The 21,906-nt window shown below is 61.6% G+C and carries 17 protein-coding genes and 1 tRNA gene; 1 reads left to right on the top strand and 17 read right to left on the bottom strand.

What is annotated here, in order from left to right; all coding sequences use genetic code 11:
• Position 1: 1 nt before the first annotated feature.
• The 5 genes from rpsJ to rpsL form a co-directional block, all read right to left on the bottom strand.
• Positions 2 to 310, bottom strand: coding sequence for a 30S ribosomal protein S10 (rpsJ, locus tag ACROUL_RS04875; RefSeq protein ID WP_023666234.1), 309 nt, complete (start codon positions 308 to 310; stop codon positions 2 to 4).
• Positions 311 to 426: 116 nt separating this feature from the next.
• Positions 427 to 1,602 carry an elongation factor Tu gene (tuf, locus tag ACROUL_RS04870; RefSeq protein WP_431298398.1) on the bottom strand — a complete coding sequence of 392 codons (1,176 nt, stop codon included), beginning with the start codon at positions 1,600 to 1,602 and terminating at the stop codon, positions 427 to 429.
• A gap of 88 nt (positions 1,603 to 1,690) precedes the next feature.
• On the bottom strand, positions 1,691 to 3,811 hold the full coding sequence (gene fusA / locus ACROUL_RS04865) for an elongation factor G (RefSeq protein WP_431298414.1): 2,121 nt from the start codon (positions 3,809 to 3,811) through the stop codon (positions 1,691 to 1,693).
• A gap of 9 nt (positions 3,812 to 3,820) precedes the next feature.
• Positions 3,821 to 4,291, bottom strand: a complete 471-nt coding sequence (rpsG, locus tag ACROUL_RS04860; RefSeq protein WP_305568552.1) for a 30S ribosomal protein S7 — start codon at positions 4,289 to 4,291, stop codon at positions 3,821 to 3,823.
• A gap of 11 nt (positions 4,292 to 4,302) precedes the next feature.
• Complete coding sequence (rpsL, locus tag ACROUL_RS04855) at positions 4,303 to 4,674, bottom strand: 30S ribosomal protein S12 (RefSeq protein WP_305568551.1); 372 nt, start codon at positions 4,672 to 4,674, stop codon at positions 4,303 to 4,305.
• Positions 4,675 to 5,143: 469 nt separating this feature from the next.
• On the opposite strand from rpsL, the gene ACROUL_RS04850 reads away from it, so the two are divergent.
• Positions 5,144 to 5,377: a VPEID-CTERM sorting domain-containing protein gene (locus ACROUL_RS04850; RefSeq protein ID WP_431298413.1), complete on the top strand. Its 234-nt coding sequence runs from the start codon at positions 5,144 to 5,146 to the stop codon at positions 5,375 to 5,377.
• Between the two features lie 49 nt (positions 5,378 to 5,426).
• Here ACROUL_RS04850 and xrtE read toward each other — a convergent pair whose 3' ends face one another.
• The 12 genes from xrtE to ACROUL_RS04790 all read right to left on the bottom strand — a co-directional run bounded on the left by xrtE (position 5,427) and on the right by ACROUL_RS04790 (position 21,738).
• Positions 5,427 to 7,028, bottom strand: coding sequence for an exosortase E/protease, VPEID-CTERM system (gene xrtE / locus ACROUL_RS04845; protein ID WP_431298412.1), 1,602 nt, complete (start codon positions 7,026 to 7,028; stop codon positions 5,427 to 5,429).
• Between the two features lie 66 nt (positions 7,029 to 7,094).
• On the bottom strand, positions 7,095 to 7,976 hold the full coding sequence (locus ACROUL_RS04840) for a DMT family transporter (protein ID WP_431298411.1): 882 nt from the start codon (positions 7,974 to 7,976) through the stop codon (positions 7,095 to 7,097).
• 183 nt (positions 7,977 to 8,159) lie between these two features.
• Positions 8,160 to 12,401 (bottom strand): DNA-directed RNA polymerase subunit beta', encoded by a 4,242-nt coding sequence (gene rpoC, locus ACROUL_RS04835; RefSeq protein ID WP_431298410.1) that lies wholly within the window; start codon positions 12,399 to 12,401, stop codon positions 8,160 to 8,162.
• Between the two features lie 87 nt (positions 12,402 to 12,488).
• Positions 12,489 to 16,622: a DNA-directed RNA polymerase subunit beta gene (gene rpoB, locus ACROUL_RS04830; RefSeq protein WP_431298409.1), complete on the bottom strand. Its 4,134-nt coding sequence runs from the start codon at positions 16,620 to 16,622 to the stop codon at positions 12,489 to 12,491.
• A 241-nt stretch (positions 16,623 to 16,863) separates the two neighbouring features.
• The gene (gene rplL, locus ACROUL_RS04825; protein WP_431298408.1) at positions 16,864 to 17,244 is read right to left on the bottom strand and encodes a 50S ribosomal protein L7/L12; all 381 of its coding nucleotides are present in this window, start codon (positions 17,242 to 17,244) and stop codon (positions 16,864 to 16,866) included.
• A gap of 64 nt (positions 17,245 to 17,308) precedes the next feature.
• A complete protein-coding gene (rplJ, locus tag ACROUL_RS04820) occupies positions 17,309 to 17,824 on the bottom strand; it encodes a 50S ribosomal protein L10 (RefSeq protein ID WP_431298407.1) in 516 nt (171 codons plus the stop codon).
• Positions 17,825 to 18,080: 256 nt separating this feature from the next.
• Positions 18,081 to 18,779 carry a 50S ribosomal protein L1 gene (gene rplA / locus ACROUL_RS04815; protein WP_431298406.1) on the bottom strand — a complete coding sequence of 233 codons (699 nt, stop codon included), beginning with the start codon at positions 18,777 to 18,779 and terminating at the stop codon, positions 18,081 to 18,083.
• Positions 18,780 to 18,783: 4 nt separating this feature from the next.
• Positions 18,784 to 19,236 (bottom strand): 50S ribosomal protein L11, encoded by a 453-nt coding sequence (gene rplK, locus ACROUL_RS04810; protein ID WP_431298405.1) that lies wholly within the window; start codon positions 19,234 to 19,236, stop codon positions 18,784 to 18,786.
• Positions 19,237 to 19,328: 92 nt separating this feature from the next.
• Positions 19,329 to 19,862: a transcription termination/antitermination protein NusG gene (gene nusG, locus ACROUL_RS04805; protein ID WP_305568541.1), complete on the bottom strand. Its 534-nt coding sequence runs from the start codon at positions 19,860 to 19,862 to the stop codon at positions 19,329 to 19,331.
• Positions 19,863 to 20,030: 168 nt separating this feature from the next.
• On the bottom strand, positions 20,031 to 20,222 hold the full coding sequence (gene secE / locus ACROUL_RS04800; RefSeq protein WP_431298404.1) for a preprotein translocase subunit SecE: 192 nt from the start codon (positions 20,220 to 20,222) through the stop codon (positions 20,031 to 20,033).
• 339 nt (positions 20,223 to 20,561) lie between these two features.
• Positions 20,562 to 20,637, bottom strand: a tRNA-Trp gene (locus tag ACROUL_RS04795).
• 492 nt (positions 20,638 to 21,129) lie between these two features.
• Positions 21,130 to 21,738 (bottom strand): hypothetical protein, encoded by a 609-nt coding sequence (locus ACROUL_RS04790; protein WP_431298403.1) that lies wholly within the window; start codon positions 21,736 to 21,738, stop codon positions 21,130 to 21,132.
• Positions 21,739 to 21,906 lie beyond the last annotated feature (168 nt).

Genomic DNA, 21,906 nt, shown 5'->3' with positions numbered 1-21,906 from the left:
CTTATACTTTGATTTCGACGTCGACGCCGGCAGCAAGGTCGAGCTTCATCAGCGCGTCCACGGTCTGCGGGGTCGGATCGACGATGTCGAGAAGACGCTTGTGCGTACGGATTTCCCACTGGTCGCGCGACTTCTTGTCGATGTGCGGACCACGAAGAACCGTGAATTTCTCGATCTTGTTCGGCAGCGGGATCGGGCCACGCACTTGCGCGCCGGTCCGCTTGGCGGTGTTCACGATTTCCTGGGTGCTGGCGTCCAGAACGCGGTAATCGAAGGCTTTGAGCCGGATGCGGATGGTCTGACCTTGCATCACTTTTTTCCTTTTAGAACATCGGCGTGGGCTTTGACACCGACCCGAGAGGTTCTGTTTCGTTGGTTCGAAGGGCGGGCTTCTACAGCCCACCCTTCAATTGTGCAATACGCTGTTTACGCGATGATCTTCGAGACGACGCCTGCACCGACGGTGCGGCCGCCTTCGCGGATGGCGAAGCGCAGCTTTTCTTCCATGGCGATCGGCGCGATCAGTTCGACGTTGAACTTCAGGTTGTCGCCCGGCATCACCATCTCGGTGCCTTCCGGCAGCTGCACCGTCCCGGTCACGTCCGTCGTGCGGAAGTAGAACTGCGGACGGTAGTTCGCGAAGAACGGCGTGTGACGGCCACCCTCTTCCTTGGTCAGAATGTAGGCTTCGGCTTCGAACTTGGTGTGCGGGTTCACCGACTTCGGCTTGCACAGCACCTGGCCACGTTCCACGCCTTCACGGTCGATGCCGCGCAGAAGGACGCCGACGTTGTCGCCAGCCTCACCACGGTCAAGGAGCTTGCGGAACATTTCCACACCGGTGCAGACCGACTTCTTGGTGTCGCGGATGCCGACGATCTCGATTTCGTCGCCGACGTTGATCACGCCACGCTCGATACGACCGGTCACAACCGTGCCACGGCCCGAGATCGAGAACACGTCTTCGATCGGCATCAGGAACGGCTGGTCGATGGCGCGCGCCGGGGTCGGGATGTATTCGTCCACGGCCTTCATCAGCGCGCGGATCGAGGATTCGCCGATTTCCGGACGCTCGCCGATCATCGCCTGGTGGGCCGAGCCCTTGATGATCGGAATGTCGTCGCCGGGGTATTCGTAGGACGAAAAGAGCTCGCGCAGTTCCATTTCGACCAGTTCGATCAGCTCTTCGTCATCAACAAGGTCGACCTTGTTCATGTAGCAGACCATGTAGGGGATACCCACCTGGCGGCCGAGCAGGATGTGCTCGCGCGTTTGCGGCATCGGGCCGTCGGAGGCCGCGCAGACCAGGATCGCGCCGTCCATCTGGGCAGCACCGGTGATCATGTTCTTGACGTAGTCGGCGTGGCCGGGGCAGTCGACGTGCGCGTAGTGACGTGCTTCCGTCTCGTATTCCACGTGCGCGGTCGAGATCGTGATGCCACGAGCCCGCTCTTCCGGAGCGCCGTCGATCTGGTCATAGGCGCGGAATTCACCGAAATACTTGGTGATCGCAGCCGTCAGCGTCGTCTTGCCGTGGTCAACGTGGCCGATCGTGCCGATGTTGACGTGCGGTTTGTTGCGTTCAAACTTTGCCTTGCCCATCAGGGTCACTCCTCATTCGTGTGTCGGTGTCGCCGGGGTAAGCCCCGGCCTACGGGGTGGTAGGGCGGGGTTCACCCCGCCACACCGGTTAAGCGTATTTCTTCTGGATCTCGTCCGAGATGTTCTGCGGCACCGCGTCGTAGTGGTCGAACTGCATGGTGAACACCGCACGACCCGAGGTCATCGACCGCAGCGTGTTGATGTAGCCGAACATGTTCGCCAGGGGAACCATCGCCGTGATGACGTTCGCGTTGCCGCGGCTGTCCTGGCCCTGCACCATGCCCCGACGCGAGGTCAGGTCGCCGATCACGCCGCCGGTGTATTCCTCCGGCGTCACGACTTCGACTTTCATGATCGGTTCCAGAAGCTTGGCACCGGCCTTCTTCATGCCGTCGCGCATCGCGGCGCGAGCCGCGATTTCGAAGGCCAGAACGCTGGAGTCCACGTCATGGTAGGCACCGTCGATCAGCGACACCTTGAAGTCGATCACCGGGAAGCCTGCCAGCGGACCGGAATCCATGACTGACTTGATCCCTTTTTCGACGCCGGGGATGTATTCCTTCGGCACCGCGCCACCGACGATCTTGGATTCGAAGGAATAGCCTTCGCCCGGTTCCGTCGGGGTGATGATCAGCTTGATGCGGGCGAACTGGCCCGTACCGCCGGTCTGCTTCTTGTGGGTGTAGTCGATCTCGGCCTCGCGGCTGATCGTTTCACGGTACGCAACCTGCGGGGCACCGATGTTCGCCTCGACCTTGAACTCGCGACGCATGCGGTCGACGAGGATATCAAGGTGAAGTTCGCCCATGCCCTTCATGATGGTTTGACCGGATTCGATATCGGTCTCCACTCGGAAAGACGGGTCTTCGGCAGCCAGACGGGCCAAAGCGATGCCCATCTTTTCCTGGTCGGCCTTCGACTTCGGTTCGACCGCGATCTCGATCACCGGCTGCGGGAAGGTCATGGTTTCCAGAACCACCGGTTTGGCCGGATCACAGAGCGTGTCGCCCGTGGTGGTTTCCTTCAGACCTGCCAGCGCCATGATGTCGCCTGCAAACGCCTCGGAGATTTCCTCCTGCTTGTTTGCGTGCATCATCACCATGCGGCCGATGCGTTCCTTGCGACCCTTGGTCGAGTTCAGGAGCGCGTCGCCCTTCTTCACCTGACCGGAGTAGATCCGGGTGAAGGTCAGCGTGCCCATGAAGGGGTCGTTCATGATCTTGAACGCAAGGCCCGAGAAGGGCTGCGCGTCATCGGCCGACCGCTCGATGTTGCGGGTTTCCGTCTCGTCGCCCGGCGCGAAGCCGAGGTAGGGCGGAACGTCCAGCGGATCGGGCAGGAAGTCGATCACGGCGTTCAGCATCGGCTGCACGCCCTTGTTCTTGAACGCCGAGCCGGCAAGGATCGGCACGAAGTCGATCGCCAGCGTGCCCTTGCGGATCAGCTTGCGCAGGGTCGCCTCGTCGGGCTCGTTGCCCTCGAGATAGGCTTCCATCGCGGCGTCGTCCTGTTCGACCGCAAGCTCAAGCATGTTGTAACGCCACTTGTCGGCGTCTGCCTTCAGCTCGGGACGGATCGGACGGCGTGCCCAGGAGGCGCCCAGGTCTTCGCCCTGATAAACCCATTCTTCCATGGTGATCAGGTCGATGATGCCTTCGAGCTTGTCTTCAGCGCCAATCGGCAGCTGGATCGGCATCGGGGTCGCCCCGGTGCGCTCGCGGATCATCTTGACGCAGTTCATGAAGTCGGCGCCGGTCTTGTCCATCTTGTTGACGAACACGATCCGCGGAACCTTGTAGCGGTCAGCCTGACGCCACACGGTTTCGGTCTGTGGTTCCACACCGGCGTTGCCGTCGAGCAGCACCACTGCACCGTCGAGCACGGCCAGCGAACGCTCGACTTCGATGGTGAAGTCGACGTGGCCGGGGGTGTCGATGATATTGAAGCGGTACTTGTCGTTCGACGACAGGTCATCGCTGTCGATCTGGCGCTGCCAGAACGTTGTGGTCGCAGCGGAGGTGATCGTGATGCCCCGCTCCTGCTCCTGCTCCATCCAGTCCATCGTCGCGGCACCATCGTGCACTTCGCCGATCTTGTGGGTCTTGCCGGTGTAGTAGAGGATACGTTCGGTCGTCGTTGTCTTGCCCGCGTCGATGTGGGCAATGATCCCGAAGTTCCGGTAACGGTTCAGCGCATATTCGCGTGCCATGGTCTGCCCTTACCAGCGATAATGGCTGAACGCTTTGTTTGCGTCGGCCATCTTGTGGGTGTCTTCGCGCTTCTTCACGGCGGTGCCGCGGTTCTGCACGGCATCCGACAGCTCGGCTGCCAGACGCTCTTCCATCGTGTGTTCGTTGCGCTTGCGGGCAGCGATGATCAGCCAGCGGATGGCCAGAGCTTCGCGGCGCTCGGTGCGCACTTCGACGGGGACCTGGTAGGTCGCACCACCGACGCGGCGCGAGCGCACTTCGACGGAGGGTTTGACGTTTTCCAGAGCCTCGTGGAACGCTTCGACGGCCGGGCGCTTCAGGCGGGTCTGGACGCGCTCCAGCGCGCCATAGACGATACCTTCGGCGACGGATTTCTTGCCGTCGAGCATCAGGTTGTTCATGAACTTGGTCAGAACCCGGTCGCCATACTTGGCGTCGGGAAGGATCTCGCGTTTTTCAGCGGCGTGACGACGTGACATGCTCTATCTCCTCACTTCGGCCGCTTGGCGCCGTATTTCGACCGGCGCTGACGCCGTTCCTTGACGCCCTGGGTATCCAGAACACCGCGCAGGATGTGGTAACGCACACCGGGAAGGTCTTTCACGCGACCGCCGCGGATCAGGACGACGGAGTGTTCCTGAAGGTTGTGCTTTTCACCGGGAATGTAGCTGATGACCTCGAAGCCATTGGTCAGGCGCACTTTGGCGACCTTCCGCATGGCCGAGTTCGGCTTTTTCGGCGTCGTGGTGTAGACGCGGGTGCAGACACCACGCTTCTGCGGGCAGGATTCCAAGTGCTGCGACTTGGACTTTCGGACGTTCGCTTCCCGGGGTTTCCGGATAAGCTGTTGGATCGTCGGCATTCACGTTTCCCCGTGTTGCTCTGTCAATACTCGCACCCGGACCTGGGCACGCTGCTTCTCGACGGCACCTTGCACGAATCGCAAAATGCCAACACCGCATGCGCCCCCTGCGCTTGGGGGCGACGCGGTGGAATTTCAGAGGATCGGGGCTGTTTCGGCCCGGATCATGACCACTTCAATCTTTGAACCCTTGGGGCGCGGACCATTGATCCACCTCTTGGGTAGGCGGGCGTATAGGGGGAGTCGCGGGGGTTGTCAACATGACCGCCAGACGCCCCAAAGGCACCCCCCTTAGCCCCTCTGCGCCAAGCGTCCAAGTGGACAAATGGAGGCAATGGAAGTCATTGTTTCGATTGCAAGAACAGATTCCACAACCGGGCGTTGAAGTGGCGAATTTGTGTTTTTTTCTTGTCTAACGGCCGTTGAAAACGTATCCTTCAGACAGTGTAAATTTTCTTCTTGGTGCCAAATGAAAAAAACCTTCGCTCGCATTGCTCTGACCGGTTCGCTTCTGCTGGCGTCTTCCGCCCCGCTTCTGGCGCAAGTCGCTTATGGCCTGCATCGCCCGCGTCCGGGTGCACGGCCTGTCCGTTCGGCCATCCACTCCGTTCCCGAGATCGACGCCACTGCTGGCCTTCTGGCGATTGCAGCGGTTCTGGCGATCATGGCATTCGCTTGGGAACGTCGCCGCCGCGCTGCCTGACGGTGACACCGATCTTATGAAAAGACCCCGCTTTGCGGGGTCTTTTCATTTATATCAAGCTCCAGTCCTGCTGGACAACGGCCACCCCGGCAACAACGGCGTTGGCAACGATATGGGCCCAGACCGCATCCGCAACCCGCCCGCGCCGCAACATCACCAGCGCAAAGACCAAACCCGCCAGACCGGCTTCCAGCCAGCGGCCATGCAGAGTGGCGAAGGCGAGGCTTGAAATGGCAATCGCCGCCGCCCGGCGCCAAAGCTGCGGCCCGTCAAGCCGGGTGAGGACGTAACCACGGAAGAACATCTCCTCTACGATCGGGACGAAGATCACGGTCCCGGCCACCCGCGCCACGGCCCAGACAGCAAGAGCGACCGGCGACAACAGCGCCAGGGCCTGCGCCAGAGCGGGGTCAGATCCCGGCGCCCAAAGCACCCACAGGACGCCGACCAATAGCCCTGCGCCAAGCGAGACAAGGTCCGTCCGCCAATTCATCGTGCAAAACACCGGCAGGAAAACCACCAGCGTCAGCCCCAGTGCCACGGCAACGAGCGGTGCGCCAAGGCCGGGAACCACGAACAGCGCCGAAACCAGAGTGCCCGCCACCATGAACACGAAGAACGGCAGGATCATCGCGGCGGCAGGGTCGCTGCGCACGGGCGAACCGACCGGCCGGGTGCCCTCGCGGTGCAGCCAGGCGACCGATTGGACAAAGGTGACCAGACCGAAGGCCAGCAAGGTGAACAGAAGCCACCCCGCGTAGGAGTGAAAGCCGTTCACTGCAACCTCGGGCGAAACATAGGCCCCGATCAGGATCAGGACGCTGATCCGCAGCACGTTCAGAAGCCAACTTAGCAGCAGACCAAGCGGCAGGATCACCAGAAGGAACCGCCCCAAGCGGATGTCGGCGCGGAAGATGACGGCGTAAAAGGCGATAAAGACCGTCACCAGTGCAAACCCTTCGACGCCGGAACACTGCGGCGCGACGCTGACAAAAAATTCCTGAAGGCCGATCACGTAGTCTTCGGGGAAGATCTGGACCGTGTCGGACACCATCTGCAAAAGCCCGGCGACTGCCGAGAAAGTGACCGTGGTCATCGCCTGCCAATTCCATATCGGCAGAACCCGATAGGCAATGTCCGGCACCAGTGCTGCAACGGCAAGGATGGGAAGCGAACTGCGGCTGTGCGTCCACAACAGCTCCTTCCAGGCCAACCATGGCGCCAGCCACAGGAGGCCCCCCACCACCGCAAGCCCTGCCCCGGCGGCCCAGGGCACCAGTGCTGCCTGAAACACCTGCGACAGTTCGCCCCCCCAACCCATCACCAACGGCACCAGCATCAGCACCAGCCCGCAGACATGCGTGATGTAGGCGCTGCGGTTGGCGTGAATATCGCTGGACGCAAGGAACCCGGAGAAGCTTCCGGGGCGCGAGCGGACGAGAAGGACCAGCACCGCCAGCACGACCAGCGCGCGGGTGACCAGACTGCGCAGGAAGTCGCAGGTGCCCTGCGCATCGGTGCGGGCACATTCGATATCGGCGAGGAACTGATACAGAAGCGCAACGCCGATAAGCTCTGCTGCAAACAACGCGCTTAGCGTGGCCGCCCGACCGAGCCTATGCACCCTGTGTCCCGCCGGATCTGCCGACATCACGATTTACTCCACCAAAATGCAGCGTCTACTTTGCCAATTTGCCCTGCACTGGCAAGCGTTCGCTTAAGCGGCAGCCAGTGCCTTGCGCTTGCGTTCGCGCCAAAAGGTGAAAATCCCCGTCGCAACCACCAGTGCAGCCCCGAAAAGCGTCAGGGTGTCAGGCAACTGCCCGAAGGCAAGCCAGCCCAGCACGATCGCCCAGAGAAGCGCCATGTAGCGAAACGGGGCGACAAAGCCGATCTCGCCCACTCGCATCGTCATCACCGAGGTCAGGTATCCGACGATCAGCGCGGCCGAAGCGCCTGCGATCATCAGGAGGTCATGCGTGGCGACCGGAGTCCAGCCTTCGACTGCGGTGCCGACGAAGCCAAGCATCAGCACGGTCACCGCAGCGGCCAGGGCCACGGTGGCAGACGGTAATGCGCGGCTCATCTGGCGGGTGGCAAGGTCACGCGCGACCACGCAAAGAACGGAGCCGAGGCCCATCAGCGACCAGACATCGAAGCCCTGCGGGCCGGGGCGGATGATGATCAGGACGCCGACGAAGCCGATCAGAATCGCGGTGAGCCGGCGCCAACCGATGTGTTCCTTCAGGAACACGGCTGCGGCGAGCGTCACCGCAAGCGGCAGAGCCTGCATGATCGCCGACAGGTTGGCGAGCGGCATGTGGATCAGCGCAGCGAGGAACAGGAGCGTTCCCATCACCTCGGCAACCGAACGGAGTGCTAGAAACCCCCAGTCGCGGCGGGGAATATCGAGGCTGAGCCCGCCCATCCGCCAGCCGATCAGCACCAGCGCCACCGAGGCGAAGATGCCGCGCAGGCCGATGGCCTGAAACAGCGGGACCGACTGCATCGCGGACTTCATCGCCGTGTCGTTCAAGGTGAAGGCCGCCATCGCGATATTCATCAGGATCGCGCCGCGGGCATTGTCGGAAATCTGCATGGAAACCTGCCTGTTGCCGCTTGGATAGGCATAATTCGCGGCGATGGAAAGCCATGCTGCTGGCGGCCGACACGCGAAACGGCCGTTCCTAGGCCCTCGGCCGAAAGGTGCAGGGTGACGGGCAAAGCCAAATGAAAAACCGCCGCCCTTTCGGACGGCGGATTTCTGCAGTGTCAGGTCAGATCAATCGCGGCTTTCGACCGTATCGATCAGGCCGTGGTCACGATCGACATCGACGGTCTCGGTGGTCGGGGCTGCCAGTGCCGCGGCATGTTCTGCCTCGGACTTGCGTGCCTCGATCACGGTCTGGTCGCGATCTGCCGCGATCTTCTTGACGCGGCTGGTCGCCCCGCCGGTGCCTGCAGGGATCAACCGACCGACGATGACGTTTTCCTTCAGGCCGACAAGCTTGTCGCGCTTGCCCTGCACCGAAGCCTCGGTGAGGACACGCGTGGTTTCCTGGAACGACGCAGCCGAGATGAACGACCGGGTCTGCAAGCTGGCCTTGGTGATCCCGAGAAGGATCGCTTCGGCGGTAGCTTCGCGCAGGCCGCGGTTGCGGGCCTTGACGTTTTCTTCTTCCAGTTCCTGCTTGTCGACGTGTTCGCCCTTGAGAAGCGTGGTCTCGCCCGAGTCCAGAATCTCGAATTTCTGGAGCATCTGGCGAACGATCACCTCGATGTGCTTGTCGTTGATCTTCACGCCCTGCAGGCGATAGACGTCCTGCACTTCGTCAATCATGTAGTTCGCAAGCGCTTCGACGCCCAGAATCCGCAAGATGTCGTGCGGGGCGGGGTTACCGTCCATGATGTAGTCACCCTTCTGGACGAAGTCGCCTTCCTGAACCGGAATGTGCTTGCCCTTGGGGATCATGTACTCGACGGCGGTCAACGTCTCATCAACGGGTTCAACCGTGATGCGGCGCTTGTTCTTGTAGTCTTTGCCGAAGCGGACGTAGCCGTCCATTTCCGCGATGATCGCGTGATCTTTCGGACGACGGGCTTCGAACAGTTCGGCCACACGCGGCAGACCACCGGTGATGTCCTTGGTCTTGGCACCTTCGCGCGGGATACGCGCCACCACGTCGCCGGGGCGCAGTTCCTGACCGTCTTCGACGGAAAGGATCGCGTCCACCGACATGGAGTAGCTGATCGGCGCGCCGCCATCGTTGCGGACCGGATCGCCGGTGGCGGGGTCCATCACGATGATTTCCGGCTTCAGATCGCCGCCCTTCGGAACCGAACGCCAGTCAGAGACGATCCGCTGGGTCATGCCGGTTGCTTCGTCGGTGTCTTCGCGCACCGAGATGCCCGAAACGAGATCCTTGAACCGCGCCACGCCGGTCTTTTCGGCTATGATCGGCAGGGTGTAGGGGTCCCATTCGAAGAGCTTGGTGCCGCGTTTGACCTGCTGGCCGTCCTTGACGTGAATCTTGGTGCCGTAGGTCAGCTTGTGCGCCGCGCGTTCCTGCCCCGCATCGTCGATGATCGCAATCGACATGCTGCGGCCAACGACGATCTGTTCGCCGTTGACGTTGGACAGAAGGTTCGCGTTGCGGAACTCGATCTTGCCTTCCTGGCTGGCTTCGAGGAACGACTGCTGGCCGCCCTGCGCCACGCCGCCGATGTGGAATGTCCGCATCGTCAGCTGGGTGCCGGGTTCACCGATCGACTGCGCGGCGATAATACCGACAGCCTCGCCGATGTTGACCAGCGTGCCGCGGGCAAGGTCACGCCCGTAGCACATGGCGCAAACGCCTTCCTCGGCCTCGCAGGTCAACGGGCTACGGATGCGGATCGTGGCCACGCCCGACGAGTTGATCAGATCGGCCCGGCGTTCGTCGATCAGTTCGCCCTTGCCGACGACAAGATCTTCCGTTCCCGGATAGAAGATGTCGTCTGCGGTGACGCGGCCCAGCACGCGTTCGCCCATCGGCACGATGACTTCGCCATCGTTGACGGCCGCCGAAGCGGTGATCGCGTTTTCGGTGCCGCAGTCGTGGCTGCGCACGATGCAGTCTTGCGCAACGTCAACCAGACGGCGGGTCAGGTAACCCGAGTTCGCCGTCTTGAGCGCGGTGTCGGACAGGCCTTTCCGCGCGCCGTGGGTCGAGTTGAAGTATTCAAGAACGGTCAGACCTTCCTTGAAGTTCGAGATGATCGGCGTTTCGATGATCTCGCCCGAGGGCTTGGCCATCAGGCCGCGCATCCCGCCAAGCTGCTTCATCTGGATGACCGAGCCACGGGCACCGGAGTGGGCCATCATGTAGACCGAGTTCGGTTCCTTTTCGGCGCCATTGGCGTCGAAATGGGTGGCCGAAATGGTCGCCATCATGGCTTCGGTGACCTTGTCGTTGCACTTCGTCCAAGCGTCGACGACCTTGTTGTACTTTTCGCCCTGAGTGATCAGGCCGTCCATGTACTGCAGTTCAAAGCCGGTAACCTGTTCGCGGGTCTCGTTAACGATATCCCACTTGGTGTCCGGAACGACCATGTCGTCCTTGCCGAACGAGATGCCGGCGCGGAACGCCTCGCGGAAGCCGAGGGTCATGATCTGGTCGCAGAAGATCACCGACTCTTTCTGGCCGCAGTAGCGGTAGACGGTGTCGATGACGGTCTGCACGTCTTTCTTGCGCAGAAGACGGTTCACCAGATCGAACGGGGCCTTGGCGTTCAAAGGCATGATGTTGCCAAGCCGCAGACGGCCGGGCGTGGTGTCGAACCGTTTCCAGACGACGTTGCCTTCTTCGTCAACCTGCTTGAGGCGGGCCTTGATCCGGGCGTGCAGGTGAACGGCACCTGCAGCCAGGGCATGCTCCACCTCTTCGATGTCGGCAAAGGCCATGCCTTCGCCAACCATGCCCTTACGCTCCATCGTCACGTAATAGATGCCAAGCACCATGTCCTGCGACGGCACGATGATCGGCGCGCCGTTGGCGGGCGACAGAACGTTGTTCGTGGACATCATCAGGACGCGCGCTTCAAGCTGGGCTTCCAGCGAGAGGGGCACGTGAACAGCCATCTGGTCACCGTCGAAGTCGGCGTTGAACGCCGAACAGACGAGCGGGTGCAGCTGGATCGCCTTGCCTTCGATCAGGATCGGCTCGAACGCCTGGATGCCCAGACGGTGCAGCGTCGGCGCACGGTTCAGCAGGACCGGGTGTTCGCGGATCACTTCGTCAAGGATATCCCAAACCTCAGGACGTTCCTTTTCGACCAGCTTCTTGGCTTGCTTGACGGTCGAGGACAGACCCTTGGCTTCAAGCCGCGAGTAGATGAACGGCTTGAAGAGTTCGAGCGCCATCTTCTTCGGCAGACCGCACTGGTGCAGCTTCAGTTCCGGGCCGGTCACAATGACCGAACGACCCGAGAAATCGACGCGCTTGCCCAGAAGGTTCTGGCGGAAGCGACCCTGCTTGCCTTTCAGCATGTCGGAAAGCGATTTCAGCGGGCGCTTGTTGGTGCCCGTGATCACCCGGCCGCGACGGCCGTTGTCGAAGAGGGCGTCGACAGCTTCTTGCAGCATCCGCTTTTCGTTGCGCACGATGATGTCGGGCGCGCGCAGTTCGATCAGCCGCTTCAGACGGTTGTTGCGGTTGATCACGCGGCGGTAGAGGTCGTTCAGGTCGGACGTCGCGAAACGGCCGCCGTCCAGCGGGACCAGCGGGCGCAGTTCCGGCGGGATCACCGGAAGCACGGTCAGCACCATCCATTCCGGACGGTTGCCGGATTCGAGGAAGCTTTCGACGATCTTCAGACGCTTGATGATCTTCTTCGGCTTCAACTCGCCCGTTGCTTCCTTCAGCTCGTCGCGCAGCTGGTCGGCGACGGCCTGAAGGTCGATCGCCTGCAGCATTTCGCGGATCGCTTCGGCGCCGATGTTGGCGGTGAAGGCGTCAGCGCCGTACTGGTCCTGCGCGTCGAGGAATTCCTCTTCGGTCATCAACTGGCCGTAGGTCAGGTCGGTCAGGCCCGGCTCGATCACGACGTAGTTTTCGAAGTAGAGGATGCGTTCCAGATCGCGCAGCGTCATGTCGAGCATGAGGCCGATACGGCTGGGCAGCGATTTCAGGAACCAGATGTGCGCGACGGGTGCTGCCAGTTCGATATGGCCCATCCGCTCGCGGCGCACCTTTTGCAGCGTGACTTCAACGCCGCACTTTTCGCAGACGACGCCGCGATACTTCATGCGCTTGTATTTGCCGCAGAGGCATTCGTAGTCCTTGATCGGCCCGAAGATACGGGCGCAGAAAAGGCCGTCCCGCTCAGGCTTGAAGGTCCGGTAGTTGATGGTTTCCGGCTTCTTGATCTCGCCGAAGGACCACGACAGGATCCGCTCTGGCGAGGCCAGGCTGATCTTGATTTCGTCGAAGGTCTTGACGGGTGCAACCGGGTTGAACGGGTTGGTCGAGAGTTCCTGGTTCATTGTCTATTCCCTAATGGCGGGCTGCGGTCAGAGGGGTGGGAGCCGGTTTCCTTGAAGAAACCGGCCCGGAATTTTCACAAATTCCGGTCACTCCTCCTCCGCATCCAGGAGTTCCATGTTGAGGCCGAGGCCCCGCACTTCCTTGACGAGAACATTGAACGATTCCGGCACGCCGGCCTCGAAGTTGTCCTCGCCCTTGACGATCGACTCGTAGACCTTGGTCCGGCCTGCCACGTCGTCCGACTTCACCGTCAGCATTTCCTGCAAGGTGTAGGCGGCACCGTAAGCTTCCAGAGCCCAGACCTCCATCTCGCCGAGACGCTGGCCACCGAATTGGGCTTTACCACCCAACGGCTGCTGCGTGACGAGCGAGTACGGGCCGGTCGAACGGGCGTGCAGCTTGTCGTCCACCAGGTGGTGGAGTTTCAGCATGTACTTCACGCCGACGGTCACCTTGCGGGTGAACTGTTCGCCGGAACGGCCATCGAACACCACCGACTGGCCCGAGGTGTCAAAGCCCGCGCGGGTCAGCGCGTCGTTGACGTCGGATTCCTTGGCGCCGTCGAAAACCGGGGTCGCGATTGGCACGCCCTTGGTCACGTTGCCAGCCAGTTCGAGGAATTCATCCTCGGTCCGGTCAGCAAAGGCTTCTTCATAGGTCTCGTCACCGTAGGCCAGACGCACGGCTTCGCGCACCGGGGTCATATCGCCAGAGCGGCGATACTGCTTCAGCGCCTCGTCGATGTTCATGCCCAGGCCACGCGCGGCCCAGCCCATGTGGGTTTCAAGGATCTGGCCCACGTTCATCCGGCTTGGCACGCCAAGCGGGTTCAGAACGAGGTCAACCGGGGTGCCATCGGCAAGGAACGGCATGTCTTCCATCGGCACAACCTTGGAAATGACGCCCTTGTTGCCGTGACGACCGGCCATCTTGTCGCCCGGCTGCAGCTTGCGCTTCACCGCGACGAACACCTTGACCATCTTCATCACGCCCGGAGGCAGATCGTCGCCGCGGCGGACCTTTTCCACCTTGTCGTCGAACCGCAGGTCCAAAGCGCGCTTTTGCGCTTCGAACTGGTCATGCAGCGCCTCGACATCCTTGGCGTCGTTTTCTTCGCCAAGCGCCAGTTGCCACCACTGGCCGCGCGACAGCGTGCCCAGGAGTTCGTCGTCGATGGTCGAGCCGGCGCGGATACCTTTCGGCCCCTTGACGGCAGTCTTGCCCATGATCAGCGTTTTCAGGCGCGCGTAGATGTTACGCTCCAGGATCGCCAATTCGTCGTCACGGTCGCGGGCGAGGCGTTCGACTTCCTCACGCTCGATCTGCAGGGCGCGTTCGTCCTTGTCGACGCCGTGCCGGTTGAACACCCGCACTTCGACGATCGTTCCGAAAGCACCGGGCGGCAGACGCAGCGAGGTGTCGCGCACGTCAGACGCCTTTTCACCGAAGATGGCGCGGAGGAGTTTTTCTTCCGGCGTCATCGGGCTTTCGCCCTTCGGGGTGATCTTGCCCACGAGGATGTCGCCCGGCTGCACTTCGGCGCCGATATACACGATCCCGGCTTCGTCGAGGTTGCGGAGCGCTTCCTCGCCGACGTTCGGGATATCGCGGGTGATTTCCTCAGGCCCAAGCTTGGTGTCACGGGCGGCGACTTCGTATTCCTCGATGTGGATCGAGGTGAAGACGTCGTCGCGCAGGATGCGTTCCGAGATCAGGATCGAGTCTTCGTAGTTGTAGCCGTTCCATGGCATGAACGCGACGACGACGTTCCGGCCAAGGGCCAGTTCGCCCATGTCGGTGCAGGGGCCGTCGGCCACCACTTCGCCGCGCATAACCGTGTCGCCCACCTTCACCAGCGGACGCTGGTTGATGCAGGACGACTGGTTGGAGCGCTTGAACTTGCGCAGACGGTAGATGTCGACGCCCGGCTCGCCGGGTTCCAGCATTTCCGTCGCGCGCACAACGATACGCGTCGCGTCGACCTGGTCGATTACGCCGGCGCGGCGGGCCATGATGGCGGCACCACTGTCGCGCGCGACTACCGCTTCGATGCCGGTGCCGACGAAGGGGGCATCGGACTGCAGCAACGGCACCGCCTGACGCTGCATGTTCGAGCCCATCAGGGCGCGGTTGGCGTCGTCGTTTTCAAGGAACGGGATCAGCGATGCCGCAACAGACACCAGCTGCTTCGGCGACACGTCGATCAGGTCCACCGAATCCGGCGGGTTCAGCATGAATTCCCCGGCCTTCCGGCTGGAGATCAGTTCTTCGGTGAAGCGGCCCTCGGCGTCCTGGCCAGCGTTGGCCTGAGCGACGGTGTGGCGCATTTCCTCGGTCGCCGACATGTAGATGACTTCGTCGGTCACCTTGCCGTCGATCACCTTGCGGTACGGTGTTTCGATGAAGCCATACTTGTTCACCCGCGCGAAGGTGGCGAGCGAGTTGATCAGGCCGATATTCTGGCCTTCCGGCGTTTCGATCGGGCACATCCGGCCATAGTGGGTCGGGTGGACGTCGCGAACTTCAAAACCGGCACGCTCGCGGGTCAGACCGCCCGGCCCGAGGGCCGAGAGGCGGCGCTTGTGCGTCACTTCCGACAGTGGGTTGGTCTGGTCCATGAATTGCGACAGCTGCGAGGAGCCGAAGAATTCACGCACCGCAGCCGCGGCCGGTTTCGCGTTGATCAGGTCTTGCGGCATGATCGTGTCGATTTCCACCGACGACATGCGTTCCTTGATCGCGCGTTCCATCCGCAGCAGGCCGACGCGGTACTGGTTTTCCATCAACTCGCCGACCGAGCGCACACGGCGGTTGCCGAGGTGGTCGATGTCGTCAATCTCGCCCTTGCCGTCACGCAGTTCGGTAAGGGCTTTGATGCAGGCGACGATATCGGCGCGGCTGAGCGTGCGGAAGGTGTCGGGCGCGTCGAGATCGAGGCGCATGTTCATCTTCACGCGGCCAACGGCCGACAGGTCATAACGCTCGCTGTCGAAGAACAGCGTGTCGAAAAGTTGCGACGCGGCTTCCACCGTTGGCGGTTCGCCCGGACGCATGACGCGGTAGATGTCCATGAGCGCGGTGTCGCGGCCCATGTTCTTGTCGACCGCCATCGTATTGCGCAGGTAGGGACCGACGTTGACGTTGTCGATGTCCAGCACCGGAATGTCGGTGATGCCCTGGTCAAGCAAGAGCTTAAGCGAGCCGCCCTTCACACCGCCGTCGCGGTCGTATTCCATCGTCAGTTCGTCACCGGCTTCGACCCAGATCTCGCCGGTTTCTTCGTTGATGATGTCTTTTGCCACATAGCGCCCGACGATCTGGTCGAACGGCAGCAGAAGCTCGGTCACCTTGCCCGACTTGATCAAGTCGTTGGCCATGCGCGGCGTCATCTTGTCGCCGGCCTTGCAGATCACTTCGCCGGTCGCGGCATCGACGATGTCGAACTGCGGACGGGTGCCACGCACCCGCTCGGGGAAGAACTTGGTGACCCAGCCCTTGTTCTTGACGTGCTTGTACATGACGGTTTCATAGTAGGCATCCATGATGCCTTCCTGATCCATGCCAAGCGCGTAGAGGAGCGTGGTGACCGGCAGCTTGCGGCGACGGTCGATGCGGGCAAAGACCACGTCTTTTGCGTCGAACTCGAAGTCGAGCCACGAACCGCGGTAGGGAATGATCCGGCAGGCGAACAGCAGTTTGCCCGAGGAATGGGTTTTGCCCTTGTCGTGGTCGAAGAACACGCCGGGCGACCGGTGCATCTGGCTGACGATCACGCGCTCAGTGCCGTTCACGATGAACGTGCCGTTCGACGTCATCAGGGGCATGTCGCCCATGTAGACGTCCTGTTCCTTGATGTCCTTGACCGACCGGGCCCCGGTGGTTTCATCGACATCGAACACGATCAGACGCAGCGTCACCTTCAGCGGTGCGGCATAGGTCATGTCGCGCTGCTGGCATTCGTCAACGTCGTACTTCGGCTTTTCCAGTTCGTATTTCACGAACTCGAGCACGGCGGTTTCGTTGAAATCCTTGATCGGGAACACCGACTGGAAGGTGCCCTGGATCCCCTCGCCGTCGAGCGGCTTGTCACTGTCGCCGGAGCGCAGGAAGAGATCGTAGGAGGATTTCTGAACCTCGATCAGGTTCGGCATCTCCAGGACTTCACGGATTTTGCCGAAGTAGCGGCGGATGCGTTTCTGGCCAACATAAGCTTGCGCCATGTTTTTCGTCACCTTTCATCATTTCGCTGGCGCGCCACCCGTCGGGCCACGGGCGCACACCGCATGCGAAGCAGGGAATGTGGGTTCTATTCATGCCTCCCGTCCCGTGAGGAGGCTCCCGAACCCGCACCGCGCCTGGGGAGAAGCTTTCGCAAAAGCTCCTTCCAAGACACGTTCGGCTGGGCCCGAAAAACTTCGGACCCAGCCTCAAATCATGGTGGAGGTTACCCTCCGACCCCGATTACTTCAGCTCGACCTTGGCGCCAGCCTCTTCGAGCTTCTTCTTCATGGTCTCGGCGTCAGCTTTGGTTGCGCCTTCCTTGACCTTGCCGCCAGCCTCGACGAGGTCTTTGGCTTCCTTCAGGCCGAGGCCGGTGATGGTGCGGACTTCCTTGATCACGTTGATCTTGTTCGGTCCGGCATCGGTCAGCACGACGTCGAATTCGGTCTGCTCTTCGGCCGGAGCCGCTGCAGCACCAGCCGCCGGGCCAGCTGCCATCATGACGGCGCCACCGGCTGCCGGCTCGATGCCATACTTGTCCTTCAGGATGGTTTTCAGTTCCTGTGCCTGGAGAAGGGTCAGACCAACGATCTCTTCGGCGAGTTTGTTCAGATCAGCCATTTTTTCATTTCCGTTCGTTTAAGATGGGTTCCAACGGCGTGGGATCAACCACGCGGGCAAAAGATCAGGCAGCAGCCTTTTCTTCGATGGTCGACAGGATGCTCGCGATGTTCGAAGCAGGCGCACCAATGGCCCCGGCGATGGCAGACGCAGGCGAACCGATGCACGCGACGATCTGAGCGATAAGCTCTTCACGCGACGGCATGGAAGCCACGGCCTTGATACCAGCCTGGTCCAGAACCGTGTCGCCCATTGCCCCGCCGATGATGACGAACTTGTCATTCGTCTTGGCGTAGGCCTCGCAGACCTTGGCCGCAGCCACTGGGTCTTCCGAGAAGGACAACATGGTCATGCCCGTGAGAAGGTCACCCATCTTTGCAGCGGGCTTCCCTTCAAGGGCGATCTTGGCGAGCGTGTTCTTGGCAACGCGAACGGACCCACCTACGTCACGCATTTTTGCGCGCAGGTCCTGCATCTGTGCAACCGTCATTCCCGCGTAGTGTGCAACCACCACGACGCCAGAGCTTGCGAAGATCTGGCCGAGTTCATCGACCACTTTCTCTTTCTGGGCTCTATCCACAGTTTCACTCCAAGGTTGGGGGTTTCCCCCCGGCTCATGTAAGCCCCCCTTCGCAGGGAGGCGGTCGGGTCCGTGATCGGGCTCGCCACCAAGATCGCCGGTAAGGGCGACAATCCTTCGTTCCCCATCTCAGGCAGGAGATTAAGGCGTTTGCGCGCCACCCACCGTCTCGGACAGAACCGGGCCTGTTACGGCCCGGCAGACCCTTTCCTTTCGGATCGGGATTTCATCTGGCGGAGTCGCGCCCCGCCAAGGGTCAGTTCGCCGTCGCCGACGAGATGTCGACCGAAACGCCAGGGCCCATGGTCGAGGACAGCGACACCTTCTTGACGTAGGTGCCCTTTGCCCCGGCAGGACGGGCCTTGCTGACCGCGTCGACAAAGGCGCGGATGTTCTGCGCCAGCTTGTCTTCGGTGAACGAGACCTTGCCGATGCCGGCATGGATCACGCCAGCCTTTTCGACCTTGAACTGCACTTCGCCGCCTTTGGCTGCTTCGACAGCGGTTTTCACGTCCATCGTCACGGTGCCGACCTTCGGGTTTGGCATCAGGTTGCGCGGGCCGAGGATCTTGCCCAGACGGCCGACCAGCGGCATCATGTCGGGCGTTGCGATGCAACGGTCGAACTCGATCTTGCCGGACTGGATGGTTTCCATCAGGTCTTCGGCGCCAACGATGTCAGCGCCGGCGGCCTTGGCTTCGTCAGCCTTCGCACCACGGGCGAACACGGCGACGCGCACGGTCTTGCCGGTGCCGTTCGGCAGTTGCACCACACCACGGACCATCTGGTCAGCGTGGCGCGGGTCGACGCCGAGGTTCATCGCGATTTCCAGCGTCTCGTCGAACTTGGCCGAAGCAGCGCCCTTGATGAGCTTCACGGCGTCTTCAACGGTGATGTTGGACTTGCCGGCGAAGGCTTCAACCGCTTTGGCGGTGCGTTTTGCAAGCTTTGCCATGATCTCAGCCCTTCACTTCGATGCCGCACGACCGTGCCGAGCCAAGGATGATGTTCATCGCGGCTTCGACAGAATTCGCGTTGAGGTCCTTCATCTTGGTTTCCGCGATCTTGCGCAGCTGGGCCGCAGTGATCGAACCGGCAACAGCATGGCCCGGCTTGACCGAACCCTTGGTGCGGTTGCGCTTGCCGACAGACGGCAGGCCAGCGGCCTGCTTGATCAGGTAAGCGGCCGGAGCGGTCTTGAATTCCAGGCTGAACGACTTGTCCTGGTAATAGGTGATGATCACTGGCGTCGGCGTACCCGGCGCAATGTCAGCGGTCTTCGCGTTGAATTCCTTCACGAAGGCCATGATGTTCAGGCCGCGCTGACCCAGAGCGGGGCCAACCGGCGGGGACGGGTTCGCCTGACCCGCTTTGACTTGCAGCTTGAGGCTGCCGATAATCTTCTTGGCCATCTGGCCTTCTCCTTTGTCACTGCATCCGAAGATGCGGTTTAGTGGTCCGGTCCGTCACCAGCAGATGCTGGCGCTCGCCTCCCACGCGATCCTCAGTTCCCTTTCGAGACCTGAGTGAATTCCAGTTCGACAGGCGTGGCCCGGCCGAAGATCGACACGGTGACCTTCAAGCGGTTGTGCGCCTCGTCCACATCCTCGACCATGCCCGAAAAGCCCTCGAACGGGCCGTCGGTCACTTGCACGGTTTCACCGATGTCGAAGCGGATCAGGTTGCGCGGGGCTTCCAGACCTTCTTCGACGCGGTTCAGGATCGCGTTCACCTCGGCGTCGCGCATCGGCATCGGCTTGCCTTGCGGGCCAAGGAAACCAGTGACGCGGTTGATCGACGAAATCAGGTGATAGCCCTTGTTCGACATTTCCATGTGAACCAGCACGTAACCCGGCATGAAGCGACGCTCGGAGGTCACTTTCTTGCCGCGACGCATCTCGATCACTTCTTCGGTCGGGACCAGCACCTCGTCAATCTCGTCCTCGAGACCGGCATCGGCGACGGCGGTCTTGATCTGTTCGGCGATCTTCTTCTCGAAGTTCGAGAGAACGCTCACCGAATACCAGCGCTTCGCCATCGTCTTTGTCTTCCTATCTTTCGGGGCCACTTTTCCGGGCCCGCATTTGCTGATCCCGGAACAAAAAACAGCGCGCACCTCGAATCGATGCGCGCCGGTGTCCCTTTGGTTGAGGGGGGCTTACCGCCAGCCCGCCATCATTTCAAGAGGCATCCGGTCGAAAACCGGTCACGACCCGACGATTGCGGTCAACCCGGTGCGGATCGCGAGGTCGATCAGGCTGAAGAAGGTCGCGCAGAGGGCGGCCATGATGAACACCATGATCGTGGTCAGCATCACCTCGCGGCGCGAGGGCCAGACGACTTTGGCAACCTCGGAGCGGACCTGTTGGATAAACTGGAGCGGGTTCGTGGTGGCCATGACAGGGTTCCGGCAATGAGGGTCAGGGGCGGAGATACGGCGGATGGGGCGAGAATTCAAGAGACAGGGCGGCGGGGCCGGTGCGAAAGCCAGTGTCCCACGGTGGGACATGCTGTCTTCCTGATAAACATCAATGACTTTGGGTGCCAGGTAATGATCCGTTAACGACTGCCTTTGCTTGACCAGCCTTCGGTTTCTGCAAACACCGGGCTGCCGGGGTGATGATGAAGGCCAAACGGAGCCTCCCGTGCAGGCGCCGGTCGTCGATAGCGGGCCGTGCCACGGCGACGACTGCGCGTACCGGCCGCAGTTTGCCTTGAATGGCGAATGTCCGGAAAGTGGCAGGGGCAGAAGGTTTCGAACCCTCGACCTACGGTTTTGGAGACCGTCGCTCTACCAGCTGAGCTATACCCCTACGCGGGGCATCGGTTACGGCAGGTGCAGGACGAGGTCAAGGGATTCTCGCATCGGATGCGGCGGTTACGGGGGTCAGCGTTGCGTGCCGTGGTTGTGGCCGGGACCTTCGAACAGACGCGGCGCAGGTTTGGGCCAACGGACGCACGGGATGGTGTCGTGCTTTTTCCCTGAGTTGATCGCCTTGGCGCTTCGACAGCGGCAAGCCGACGAAACGCGGGAAGGCAATGCCGCCGACCCGCCGCAGAAGCTGCAGGACTTCGGACCGCCAGTTTTCTGGCGTGGAGCGGCCCATTTCGGCAGGAAATGCCCCTTCGACTGGCGCGACGTGCCGGGGCTGTTCGTGAGGGAAGGCGACCCGGCGCGCAGGATCAGCGCGGCCCAGGGATGCCCGAGAAGCTTTCAGGCCACCATGACCGGGTTCTTCCGTGCCCATGCACAGGGCTGAAGGAAGAACCCGTCATCGGGCCGAGGTGTTCCGCTTGGCGGCGGATCAGAACTTGCGGATCAGCGCCACACGCAGCGACGTGCCGGAGTAGTCGGATTCGTAGAATTCCTGAGTGTCACGGTTGAAGCTGTCATAGATGACCTCGCCGCGCGCCACCAAGCCCCCGCCGAAATCGCGGTTCAGGCCAAGGCCGATCGTGCCGCCGTAGGTCCGGGCGGATTCAACGCTGAAGGGGTTATCAGCATAATCGCCCAGCATCATGCCCACACCAAGCGAGCCGAAAACTTCAGTGTCGGCCCCGACCGGGACGCCGTAAATCCCGACCAGGCGGACGGTGGCGGTGTGTTCGCACAGATAGGGGCCATTTGCGCCGTCAACCGAGCAGACGGCACCAAAGGAGGATTCTTCCGTCTCGGAGCCGAAGGAAAGATCGGCGCTGGTTTCCCAGCCCCAGAAGCCGCTGCCAGCTGCAAAGCGCTGGCCGAGGATCAGGGTAAGCATCCCGGCATCAAGGTCGGAGGAGTTGCCGAACTCCGACTCCGACGTGCCGGAGGTATAGGCGAGGCCGCCTCCGAAGTAGAACTCCTGCGCTGAAGCAGCAGAACCGGCGGACGCTGCGAATGCTGCGACAAGGATCGGGAGGAGACGCGTCATGTTTGTGGACCTGACATTGATGTGAAGCTGTCATCAGAAGCTTACGCGCATCGTCCGAATCGCGCCAGAATCCACAACACAGGCATGGTTTGCCTGTTGCAACCGCGCAACAACCGCTGGGCGCATGGCGACAGCGCGCCGAACGAGCCGGCGCGCCGAAGTCTTGTG

It is taken from the genome of Tabrizicola sp. BL-A-41-H6, from assembly GCF_050632395.1.
Lineage (GTDB): Bacteria > Pseudomonadota > Alphaproteobacteria > Rhodobacterales > Rhodobacteraceae > JAUYQR01.
This window is presented reverse-complemented; position numbering and strand designations above follow the sequence as displayed.